This window comes from Aureispira anguillae (assembly GCF_026000115.1).
Classification (GTDB): domain Bacteria; phylum Bacteroidota; class Bacteroidia; order Chitinophagales; family Saprospiraceae; genus Aureispira; species Aureispira anguillae.
The window spans coordinates 4,009,511-4,020,667 of the sequence record NZ_AP026867.1 but is presented as its reverse complement, the minus strand read 5'-3'; the positions used below and the strand labels follow the sequence as shown (position 1 = coordinate 4,020,667).

Genomic DNA, 11,157 nt, shown 5'->3' with positions numbered 1-11,157 from the left:
GGATTACTCTTTTACAGCAACAAAAATATCGACAACAGCATCCGTTCTATTTTGGGCTTTAGCATCATAAACTTCAAAATCTGCGGTAAATTTTCGATTGATGTTCGTCTCCCAAATCTCCAACCAAGTTTGGTAAACAATCCCTTCGTCAAGATTGCCTTTTGCCGTAAATTTTACGCTGTTGCCCCCTTCAAAGGATTGCCCAATCATTCCTTCAGGAATATGATCTAGTGTGCTTACTTGGCAACCCAAAATGGTATCATAAGGCAGGGTATGATCGCCCTCATAATTGGTATAAATAGAATAGATTGCGTCGTTGATTTTATTGGGGATTTTAGCGACGATATTTTGGGTCATCAATTGCTCCCAAAGGGCAGGTATATCTTGGGCTGCCTGATTGTTTTGATTGGTCGTTCTAACAGAGATGCCAATAATTTTGAACGGCTCAACGGTTGTACTTTGCATAAAATTTATAGTTTTATAGTTTTATAAATAAAGGTTGTTTAGCAAAGATAGTGGAGCCAGTGACAGCCCTATGTCAGTAGGGGAGCGCAAAAAAAAAGAATAAAAAAAAGCGTTAAACCCAACTGGACTTAACGCTTTTTATAATAAGGTTATTACGCTTATTTTACTGCATCGATAATTGCTTTGAAAGCTTCAGGCTCATTCATCGCTAAATCAGCTAGAACCTTACGATTCAACTCAATACCTTTTTGGCTTAACTTGTGCATGAACTGAGAATAAGAAAGTCCATATTCACGAGCACCAGCATTGATACGAGTGATCCACAAGCTACGGAAATTGCGTTTCTTTTGTTTACGGTCGCGGTAAGCGTATTGTAAACCTCTTTCAACAGCATTTTTGGCTACTGTGTAGACTTTTGATCTAGCACCAAAGTAACCTTTCGCTTGTTTTAATATCTTCTTTCTTCTTTTTCTTGATGCAACAGAATTAACTGAACGTGGCATACTAATTAAATTTTAAAAAAATAAACTAATGTGAGAAATCAGGGGTGCTAGGCAAAGAAGACGCCCACACTTGTCCGCTGTTCTCAATCTTTCACGGTGGAGTATCAACTCCCACTCTTCTAGTACAATTACTTACCTAGTAAGTGCTTGATACGCTTCTCATCACTTTTGTGGACAATAGCATCATGACCAGCCAACAATTTACGTTTTTTCGACTTTTTAGTCAAAATGTGACGCAAACCAGCTCTACGACGCTTAATCTTGCCAGAACCTGTGAGTTTGAAACGTTTCTTAGTACCAGAATGTGATTTCATTTTTGGCATAATAACGAATTCTTTATTTAGGGTAAACCCTAATGGTTTATTAAAAAGTGCTGCAAATATAGTTATTTTGATGGGAAAAATAAAACGAATAGCAAAAAGTTTGACTTAAGCATTACTTTTACTATTCGTTTTGTGTTGCTGAACACAAGCCCAACAACGAGACAATAACTATTTTGAGGCAAAAAAGATGGTTTTTTGCCTATATCATTCTAAGAGTGGTTCTGTTAGGCAGAAAATGAAGTGCCACAACCACAGCTTTCTTTTGCATTGGGATTATTAAAGGTAAAGCCTCTATTTTGTAGCCCATCCAAGAAGTCAATTTCAATACCTACTAAGTAAATGGCATGTGCTTTATTCATAATCACACGAAGCCCACCAGCGACAAATTCATCGTCATTTTCTTTCTTTTCATCAAAACCCAAAATATAGGTAAAACCAGAACAGCCACCACCTTTGACACCAACTCTAAGACCGTGTTGATCGGTAACATTTTGGTCTGCCATAATCTTTTTTAATTGTGTTATAGCGCCCTCTGTCAATTTTACTGGAGCATCCAAATCAGTCATAATTAGTACTATTTTATCAATAATGTGCTTGTTTGCAGAATCAATAGCCCGTTAAAAATTTACCATAATCTGAAGGGTAAAAAAGACGGACTACTATAAATCAAAAGTAAGTAAGCAGAATGGGTTATGTATTAAACTTATCCATAATTTAGTTTTGCTTAGTTGCTTACTTTATACAAAGATACAAATTATATACTAAACATAGTGTAACTAAATTTAGTTCATTGCATTTTAAAATAAAAGAAAGCTCAAAAAGGAAATTTATGAATCAAATTTTATAGAAAAAGATAATTTTTAAAGAAGGTTTAAATCAAACTATTTATGGGAGCAAAAAAAATCAATAGCGATTTCATGAAAATAAGGAACAAGCTATTATCTTTGCACCGCTCATATTTAGGAATGACTAATAAAATAACAGAGATTGGTTGTTCTTGCAAATACTTTAAGAAACTTTATGGAAGCTATATTAGAAATATTAAAATTACTATTACCCTCATTGTTTGTTTTTTTAACCGCTTGGTTAGTATTACGTGCTTTTCTGAATAAAGAAGCGGATGTAGTGCGTGGAATGTTGGTGCGTGATTCAGAGAATAGAAGAACAGATTTACTCAAAACAACCAATAAGGCATTACTTCCTATTCGACTTCAGGCTTATGAGCGAATGACGCTATTTTGCTCAAGAATGGAAATTGGACAGTTGGTGACCAATACCAATGCTACGCCTGATATGACAGCAGAAATGTACAAAACAGCATTGATTCTACAGGTAGAAGAAGAATTTCACCACAATATTACGCAACAAGTTTATATGACAGATGATCTTTGGAACATTATTTTGTTAGCCAAAAAAGAAGTGACTCAAATCTGTCAGAAACTACATATAGATTTACAACAGCAATATGCTGACCAAGGAATAGAGGGAGAACCCTCATCTAAAGACTTTTTGGATGCTTTGGTGGCTTATTTAAAAACAACACCTCAAATTGGATACATTCAAGCGTTGAGTGCAATCAAAAAAGAAGTTGGTGTTTTGTTTGCTTAATTGGCAAGCTGTCACATCGCATAAGAAGCTACTTAGCCCCAAGGTTAAGTAGCTTTTGTTTTTAGCATTACTCTGTTGGAAATCACATAAACCCAGCTTGCTGACTCACGATCATGAATATAACCAACAAGGCTGCCAACAGCACAGCTACCACATAAACGTAGTGCACGAGTAGCTTGGTACTATGTACCAACTGGAATGCCTAGCAACATAGCTAATCAATGGAGTATTATTTTAGATAGTGGGCATTTTATTTTTTTAGCAGAAATAATTTATTTTTGATAATAAGAAAGAAGTGCTTCTGCTTTTTTTTAGTATTATGCGCTTTTGTTCGTTTGAAGAGGACCTACTTTTTAGTTGGTACCTAATATTATTTCAATCCAATTGATTCTGTATGTTTAAATCTACCTTTTTATCCCTCTGTTGTATTTTGTTATTTGGGGCTTGTCAGCCGCAAACTCATTTGGTGAAATCAGATCATCATTATCAAGAAGTAAAAGAATTAGAGGGGAAGGATCCTGCGATAACAGCGATGATTGCTCCTTATAAAAAGGAGTTGGAGGAGGATATGAATGCCGTTATTGGAGAGACTGCGAAAATGTTGACCAAAGCAAAGCCTGAATCTACTTTGGGGAATTGGGCCGCAGATTTGGTGCATAAAAAGTGTGAAGATTATCTAAAGCGTAAAATTGATTTTGCGGTACTCAATTATGGCGGTTTGAGAATTCCTTCTTTGCCAGCAGGTTCTATAACAAAAGGCAAACTGTTTGAGTTAATGCCCTTTGATAATTTATTGGTTGTTGTAGAAATGAAGGGAAGTGAGCTCATTGCCTTGTTTAACCATATTGCAACAAATGAAGGCTGGCCCATTAGCCGACAAGTTAAGATGACAGCACATCGAAACAAAGCCATTGATGTGCGTATAAATGGGCGAAAAGTAGAAAAAGATCGTGTTTATAGTTTGGCAACCAATGATTATATTGCTAACGGAGGGGATAAATGTTCCTTTTTAAAAGACAAAAAGCAAATTGCTACAGGAGTTTTGTTTAGAAATGCAATTATAGAATTTGTAGAAGAGGAAACCAAAGCAGGACGAAAACTGGATGCTAATTTAGAAAAGCGAATATTTATATTAAAATAAGCTCTTATGAAAAAGGCAGAAATTGTTAAGGAAATACATCAACGTTTAGAGGCATTGTATCCTGAGACACCAATCCCTTTAGAACACAAAGACCCTTATACCTTATTGGTAGCGGTTTTGTTATCTGCTCAATGTACCGATGCGAGGGTAAATACGGTTACGCCTGCGCTTTTTGACTTGGCAGGGGATGCCTATGAAATGGCAAAAGTCCCAGTAGACGAAATTAGGGCAATTATCCGCCCTTGTGGTCTGTCTCCTCGCAAATCCAAAGCCATTTCTGAGCTTTCTAAGATTTTGATAGACCGTTATAATGGAGAGGTACCCCAAAATATGGAAGCATTGGAGGAATTGCCAGGAGTAGGGCATAAGACGGCTTCTGTTGTGATGTCCCAAGCCTTTGGCGTGCCCGCTTTTCCTGTGGATACACACATTCATCGTCTGGCCTACCGTTGGAAATTGACCAATGGCAAAAATGTCGTACAAACGGAGAAGGATCTAAAACGTTTGTTTCCTAAAGAGAGTTGGAATAAATTGCACTTGCAAATTATTTATTTTGGACGAGAATATTGTCCTGCTCGAGGACACAACCCAAACGATTGTCCCATCTGCAAAGATTTTGGTCGCAAAGAGCTATTTCGAGAATACGACAAGTTGCAAGCCAAAAAATAGCAAGGGGGAGGAATGTGTGCGTTTCAACTTATGCATTAGATTTTACCTTTTTTATCCCAAGCAATATTAAAAGTAAAATTAAGGCAAAGAAAGAAATAACGGTAGTAATACTTTTGACAATGGTAGCTATATTCGTTATTGACATTACTGTCATGGATAAATCGGGATAGCTGCTGAGTAGCGTGATAATCCCAACATTTTCACAATAATCAAATGCGCCAGCCAGCATAGGGAGGTAAGAGAGCCACCTAAAGGAAGACTGAAAGAGATTTAGTTGTTTGAGCCAATAGATAATTAGGGCAGAATAACAAAATCCAAAAAGAAAGGGATAAATCAAATCTACAGGAACTTGTTGATATAGATAAACAGAACGCCCTTTTTCCCCAAGTGTCTCTAATAGGGTATGAATATAGGCGGCATCATAGCCCATGGGCATCATGTCTAGTATCTTTATCCCTTCAGAAAAAGCTAGTGTTTTGGGGATGGTAACCAACAGCATAAAAGCGTAAACAAGATTAGTGATAATAAAGAGCAAAAGAATTTGTTTGCCACTTAATTTTTGGATTAATTTGTTCATCTTTTAGCCTGTTTTAATTCTAAGAACGGTTAAATTAAAGCCCTAAAAATTAACGCTTCTTTTTCTTTTTGCTGGGCTTTTTACCATATAACTTTTCTTCTTCTTCTATTTTTTTTAATTCTTCAGCAATTAATGCTTTCCAATTGAGCCCTTTGGTATCTTTACTAAAATCCAGAGTGTCGGCATAGTCTAATTTATTGATATTAACCACTTCGATTTTTCCTCCAATATAAAACTCAATGTCTGCTAATAATTCTTTTTCCTGTTCGCTACAAAATGAAATGGCGTTCCCCTTGTTATTGCCTCGCCCTGTACGTCCAACTCGATGCACGTAATTTTCGGCTTGTTCTGGCAGGTCGTAATTGACAACATAATCAACATTTGGAATATCTACCCCTCTAGCACTAACATCGGTAGCAATCAAAAGTCGTATCGCTCCTGATTTGAATTGCTCCATTGCATGGTTGCGTTCTTTTTGAGATTTGTCACCATGGATTGTAATGCTATCAATGCTGACTCGCTTCATGGCATTAAAAAGGCGTTCTGCTCGAACTTTTGTTCGAACAAAAACCAAAATCTTAGTTTTTTTGTATTCACGATAAAGACGTTCTAGGAAATAACGTTTATCGTCCATTTCTATAAAACCAACCTTATGATAAACATTCTTGGCGACAGGGTTTTTAGGCGCAATTTGTATTCGAATAGCATTGCTTTGAATCAGTGAATAGGCCAACCGCTTAATATCTTTGTCAATAGTAGCAGAGAAAAACAAGGTTTGGCGACGTTTGGGCAAATAGTGGAGAACATCTTTTATATCCTTGATAAAGCCTTTTGCTAACATGTGATCGGCCTCGTCAAGAATTAGAGTTTCTACCCGATGCAAATCTAAGTAGCCTTGGCTGCGTAAATCAAACATACGCCCAGGAGTGGTAACCAATATATCAGCACCTTTGTCCAAAAGAGCAATTTGAGGATCTTGGTCAACACCACCAAAAATACAAATCGTACGAACCATCGTATGTTTTCCCAATTGTTGCAAAACTTCTGTTACCTGAATCGCCAACTCATGAGTAGGAACCATCACCAAACATTTGATGCCATCTTTGCGCCTTGCTTTTGCCTTCCATTTTTGCAATTTGTGAATAATAGGAATGCCATAGGCAGCTGTTTTTCCTGTTCCTGTTTGGGCAATCGCCAAAACATCTTCCCCTTTTAAGATATAAGGAATCGATTTAAATTGAATATCTGTAGGTCGTTTGAAGCCTAATTTATCCAGATTCTTTTTTAGTTCGGGGGTAATGTTATATTCTGAAAATTTCATTGTCTTTTTTTTAGCTTCGCAAAGGTATGGTATTTAAATGATGAATTATAAACATTAGTTTGGTAAAAAACACCAGACAATAACAAAGCGTCTGTGTTACAGCTATAAATTATTTAGCAGAAGGCATCTTCAAACTTACTTTGTTATTATCGAGCACAAACACTTGGCTACAAAAAGCAAGATGCTGATCCATTCGATCCGTAAGGGATTGGTGAAGGTTTAGAATTGTTCTAGGAATTTTTGCTTCAAAAAGCACTTTCCCTTGATATTGAATGATGATAGGTTGGTCTAAATTAACCATCTGATCGTTCAACCCAATGTTGAGCACTGAGCTATAATTTTCTAAAATATGGATGGTATTTTGCTGACGTTCTACAACAATGCGTTTGCCCGTTTCAATTTTATCTGTAGGAACCTTTAACCAATAAAAGCGATCTTGATGACAGTCGTCTTGTTTCCAAACAATTTTTTTAGGGATAGGATTTCTAGTAAATTGCATCATCCAATTAATGCCACTTGTATCCACACGATCCATCCAATGCCCCTTGCCTTCAACAACTTGTACATGGTGTTTGTAGCCTTGGGGATCTAAATTTTGCAAACTATCCAACAACAGGTTCCAGTCTTTGGCCAATTGGTTTCTGTGATAAGCCGAATCTAATGCTCCCATAAAAATTGCAAATGGGAGATTTCGCAATCCATCAGGAGTGGTTTCATTAGGGTGTCCAGCCATCATTGCTGCTGCTGCAAAACGATCGGCCATTCTAGGCGCCAATTGGAAGGTGCCATCACCACCAGCGGAATAGCCAGTCAAGTAAACCTTATTGGGGTTAACATTGGCAAAGAGAACGGCTGCTTTGATGAGTTGATCTAACAATGGATCAATATGGGCTTGATGCCAAAGGTTCCAACTGTTTGTAGGTGCTCTAGGTGCGATGTAAACGCCCTCTTTAGGCTGATACAAACGAATCTGATTTTCCCATTGCTGGTCATTGACCTCAGGAAGAGTACCCCCTCCACCATGCATAGAAATAAAGAGGCTTCGACCGTCTTTAGGTGCTTTGCCAAAGGTCTTTATTTTAAAAGGCATTTTATAGGTTTTGTATTGAAAGACTTTCTCTTTCCAGCCTTTTTCCAATGTTGAGGCATCTTGTTGTTGTTGCGCTGTACAAAGTAATTGAAGTGCTGTTTTTATTTCTTCAGAAGAACAATCGTTGGTCGCAAAAGCTTCTTTAGAAAGATCTGGACGGGCATTAGGGGCTAAGGCTAGCCATTTTTTTAAGGCAGATTGTTGAGATTGACTTACCTCTTTAGAGGGAGAGGAACAAGCTATAAAGAAAACACATATTCCTATAAAAATGCAAAGGTGGAAAATTTGACGCATGGTGTTGTTTTTAGAATTAGACAAGTTCTAAACGAAGTTATAAAATTGCAACTATAAATTCGTATCTTTGTTGTATTCTAACAGGAGCTGGTGTGAAAATTTAATTAGAACCACAAAATTACACCAATAAATGGCAAGTTAATGTAAATTCAGAGATTAAGGAATTAAAAAATGGAATTAGATAAACAACAAATAATAGAAGCATTACGTAGTGTTAAGGATCCTGAAACAGGGCAGGACATCATTACGGTGCGTATGGTTGAAAATTTACAAGTGAAGGGCAATGATATTAGTTTTACCATAATTGTCCCTTCGATAAAATCTCCAATAAAAAACCAATTGACATTTGCTTGTATTGCTGCTGTCAATGAGGTTTATCCTAATGCAGAGGTGCATATTCATTCCAAGCCTAGAGAAGGGGGGGGGAGCAATCAGCCCCAAAGTCCTGTTCCTCATATTAAGAATATTATAGCTGTAGCATCGGGAAAAGGAGGGGTAGGAAAATCTACGGTAGCGGTTAACTTGGCACTCTCCTTAAAAGAAATGGGGGCAAGCGTAGGCTTGATGGATGTAGATTTGTATGGTCCTTCTATTCCTACTATGTTGGGAATGCAAGGCAAACGCCCTCGTATTCAAGATGTTCACGGGAAGCCCAAGATGGTGCCCATTGAGAAATATGGAATCCCAACTATTTCTATTGGTTATATGATAGAACCTCAGCAGGCTGTTGTTTTACGAGGTCCCCGTTTAGGAGGAATTGTCAAGCAGTTCTTTCAGGAATGTATGTGGCCTAAGTTGGATTTTTTAATTCTTGATTTGCCTCCAGGGACAGGAGATATTCATCTGACTTTGGTGCAAACGGTTCCCGTTACAGGAATCGTGATGGTAACAACACCTCAGGAAGTGGCCTATACCGATGCGATTAAGGGGATGAATATGTTTAGATTAGAAAATATTAATGTTCCGATCTTGGGCGTAGTCGAAAATATGGCTTGGTTTACCCCCAAAGAACTACCCAATAACAAATACTATATTTTTGGACAAGGAGGAGGAAAACGCTTGGCAAAAGAGGCCAATACCATGTTGTTGGGGCAGGTGCCTATTGTTCAGGGAATTCGAGAAGGAGGAGATACTGGTGTACCTGCTGCTGTAGGGAACGAACCCATTGCCAAAGAAGCATTCATGAAAGTAGCTCAAAACGTGTTGCGTCAAGTTGCAGTACGAAATGAAATGCTAGAACAAACAAAAGTAGTAAAGACTACTTAATGTTGTCTATAGCATAAAAAAAGAGGATGATTAATCCTCAAATGGTTTAAAAATCAAATTGAATGATATGAGTTTAGAAAAAGAAAAAATATTACAAAGAGTGGAGCAGGCACTTACTACGTTGCGCCCTCATTTAGAAACCGATGGAGGTGATATTGAAATTGTAGAGTTGACAGATGATATGGTGCTTAGGTTTAGATGGCTGGGGAATTGTGAGACTTGCTCTATGAGTACGATGACAATGAAAGGAGGAGTAGAGCATACCGTTAAGTCTTTTGTTCCCGAAATCAAAGCCGTGGAAGCTGTCAATGGTCTTTTTTTTAGCATGGAAGACTAAATACATTGTCCTCTAAATTTTTAAGCCTAGCTTTTGTTTGTTGTTGTTGGCTCTGCTCACGAAGCTTATCAAGCTCCAAGTCGCCTCAACTATCATCAAAATCTATCGTGAGATTACCTGCTTAAAGGACAGTGTACTAAACATATTGTAGTAAACCATTTATAACCTAAGTTTATGTACCCTTTTTATTCCCAATTCTTATCTTGGGGCTTGTTTTGTTTTGCCTTTTGTCTGGTAGGATGTAATACTGAGCCTCAATATTCCACTAAACCGCCAACCAAAACTACTTGGACTCAATCAGAGCTAGATGCAATTAACGTTTATGTTATTGCAGGGGATTATTATGAAATGCAGATAGGAATAAAAGGAGATGAGTTAACGGGAGTTTATAGAGACCCCACTGCACCCAAAGACAAAAATTGTTTGTTTTTTTTTGAGGGGCGAATAGGTACCCAAAACCCTATTCAAGTCATCTGTTATAACCCGATCAGTACCAAGGCTCCTATTCGTGGTAAGTTTAAATTTCTGGGAGATGCTATTATTGCCCAATTGGATCAATTGCCTCAAGAGGTTTGTACAACAGAGTTTACAGACAAAATAGGGCATTCTGTTGTGCTAGATACCAAAAAGGAATGGTCTGCTATTCGTATGATTCAGCATGCTACAACATTTTATAGCAAGCCTAGCCTAGAAAGCGCTGCGTCAGAATATCAATTGTTACAAGGAACTGTTGTAGCGATTCAAGAAAAACGGAATAATTGGGTTTTGGTAGAAATGATGGAGGGAGATCATCGATTGGGATGGATTCCTGAGCATGTACTTTATCCGTTGGTAGAATTGTAAAATATGAAAATAGAGTTATCCCATTCCCCAAAGGGAAGGCAATTTGTTATTGGCGATGTTCACGGTTGTTTTTTAACTTTATCTGCTCTGATTCAACAAATCAACTTGCAGCAAGAAGATCAATTAATCTTCTTAGGAGATGTGATTAATAAAGGGAATGATAGCAGAAAAGTCTTAGATTATCTAATGCAATTGGAATTAGAGTATGAATTGTACTGCATTAAGGGAAATCACGAACATAATTTATTGACAGCTTACAGTTGTGGAATGGATTTTTTTGAAGATTTTTTGCATGCTTATCATGCTGATGATCTTATGGACGGTGATTTATATGCTTATTTAGATTTTTGTGCTAAAATGGCTTATTATATAGAGACTCCAACACATATTTTTTCCCATCTTGGATTTAGCCCCTCTATACCTTATCCTATTAGTGATACGAGGGCTTATTTTCACAATCAAAACATTGAAATATCAACGACAGCTATCCAATCAAAAAAGCAAGTGCATGGGCATCTTACGGTTGCTCTAAAAACAATTCAGGAAGCCGTAAATGGAGAACAAACGATTATTAATATTGATGGAGGTTGTTGCTACAAAAAAATAGAAGGGTTAGGGCATCTTTGTGCATTAGAAATCACTCATAACACTTTATATGTACAAAAAAATTTAGAAAAAGAGATTAGACCAATCGCTCAACCTATCGATCTTATTCTTTAG

The 11,157-nt window shown here is 37.3% G+C and carries 14 protein-coding genes; 7 read left to right on the top strand and 7 right to left on the bottom strand.

Annotated elements, in window-relative coordinates; all coding sequences use genetic code 11:
- Positions 1 to 3 precede the first annotated feature (3 nt).
- The 4 genes from AsAng_RS15635 to AsAng_RS15620 form a co-directional block, all read right to left on the bottom strand.
- Complete coding sequence (locus AsAng_RS15635; protein ID WP_264788036.1) at positions 4 to 465, bottom strand: GyrI-like domain-containing protein; 462 nt, start codon at positions 463 to 465, stop codon at positions 4 to 6.
- Between the two features lie 158 nt (positions 466 to 623).
- Positions 624 to 968, bottom strand: a complete 345-nt coding sequence (gene rplT, locus AsAng_RS15630; protein WP_264788035.1) for a 50S ribosomal protein L20 — start codon at positions 966 to 968, stop codon at positions 624 to 626.
- Positions 969 to 1,096: 128 nt separating this feature from the next.
- Entirely contained in the window at positions 1,097 to 1,291 is a 195-nt protein-coding gene (gene rpmI / locus AsAng_RS15625; protein WP_264788034.1) for a 50S ribosomal protein L35, read from the bottom strand.
- 224 nt (positions 1,292 to 1,515) lie between these two features.
- Entirely contained in the window at positions 1,516 to 1,857 is a 342-nt protein-coding gene (locus tag AsAng_RS15620) for a HesB/IscA family protein (protein WP_264788033.1), read from the bottom strand.
- 454 nt (positions 1,858 to 2,311) lie between these two features.
- On the opposite strand from AsAng_RS15620, the gene AsAng_RS15615 reads away from it, so the two are divergent.
- The 3 genes from AsAng_RS15615 (at position 2,312) to nth (ending at position 4,709) form a co-directional block, all read left to right on the top strand.
- Positions 2,312 to 2,899: a DUF7935 family protein gene (locus AsAng_RS15615; RefSeq protein WP_264788032.1), complete on the top strand. Its 588-nt coding sequence runs from the start codon at positions 2,312 to 2,314 to the stop codon at positions 2,897 to 2,899.
- 394 nt (positions 2,900 to 3,293) lie between these two features.
- Complete coding sequence (locus AsAng_RS15610) at positions 3,294 to 4,040, top strand: 5'-nucleotidase C-terminal domain-containing protein (RefSeq protein WP_264788031.1); 747 nt, start codon at positions 3,294 to 3,296, stop codon at positions 4,038 to 4,040.
- A 6-nt stretch (positions 4,041 to 4,046) separates the two neighbouring features.
- A complete protein-coding gene (nth, locus tag AsAng_RS15605; RefSeq protein ID WP_264788030.1) occupies positions 4,047 to 4,709 on the top strand; it encodes an endonuclease III in 663 nt (220 codons plus the stop codon).
- A gap of 28 nt (positions 4,710 to 4,737) precedes the next feature.
- On the opposite strand, the gene AsAng_RS15600 is transcribed toward nth, so the two are convergent.
- The 3 genes from AsAng_RS15600 to AsAng_RS15590 all read right to left on the bottom strand — a co-directional run bounded on the left by AsAng_RS15600 (position 4,738) and on the right by AsAng_RS15590 (position 7,991).
- Positions 4,738 to 5,286 carry a hypothetical protein gene (locus AsAng_RS15600; RefSeq protein ID WP_264788029.1) on the bottom strand — a complete coding sequence of 183 codons (549 nt, stop codon included), beginning with the start codon at positions 5,284 to 5,286 and terminating at the stop codon, positions 4,738 to 4,740.
- A 49-nt stretch (positions 5,287 to 5,335) separates the two neighbouring features.
- Positions 5,336 to 6,607, bottom strand: a complete 1,272-nt coding sequence (locus AsAng_RS15595) for a DEAD/DEAH box helicase (RefSeq protein ID WP_264788028.1) — start codon at positions 6,605 to 6,607, stop codon at positions 5,336 to 5,338.
- 109 nt (positions 6,608 to 6,716) lie between these two features.
- On the bottom strand, positions 6,717 to 7,991 hold the full coding sequence (locus AsAng_RS15590) for an alpha/beta hydrolase family protein (RefSeq protein WP_264788027.1): 1,275 nt from the start codon (positions 7,989 to 7,991) through the stop codon (positions 6,717 to 6,719).
- A gap of 171 nt (positions 7,992 to 8,162) precedes the next feature.
- Between AsAng_RS15590 and AsAng_RS15585 the strand changes: the two genes are divergently transcribed.
- From AsAng_RS15585 to AsAng_RS15570, 4 genes are all read left to right on the top strand, one after another.
- A complete protein-coding gene (locus AsAng_RS15585; protein WP_264788026.1) occupies positions 8,163 to 9,257 on the top strand; it encodes an Mrp/NBP35 family ATP-binding protein in 1,095 nt (364 codons plus the stop codon).
- A 67-nt stretch (positions 9,258 to 9,324) separates the two neighbouring features.
- Positions 9,325 to 9,594, top strand: coding sequence for a NifU family protein (locus tag AsAng_RS15580; protein ID WP_264788025.1), 270 nt, complete (start codon positions 9,325 to 9,327; stop codon positions 9,592 to 9,594).
- Between the two features lie 174 nt (positions 9,595 to 9,768).
- A complete protein-coding gene (locus AsAng_RS15575; protein WP_264788024.1) occupies positions 9,769 to 10,437 on the top strand; it encodes a hypothetical protein in 669 nt (222 codons plus the stop codon).
- 3 nt (positions 10,438 to 10,440) lie between these two features.
- Positions 10,441 to 11,157 (top strand): metallophosphoesterase family protein, encoded by a 717-nt coding sequence (locus AsAng_RS15570; RefSeq protein ID WP_264788023.1) that lies wholly within the window; start codon positions 10,441 to 10,443, stop codon positions 11,155 to 11,157.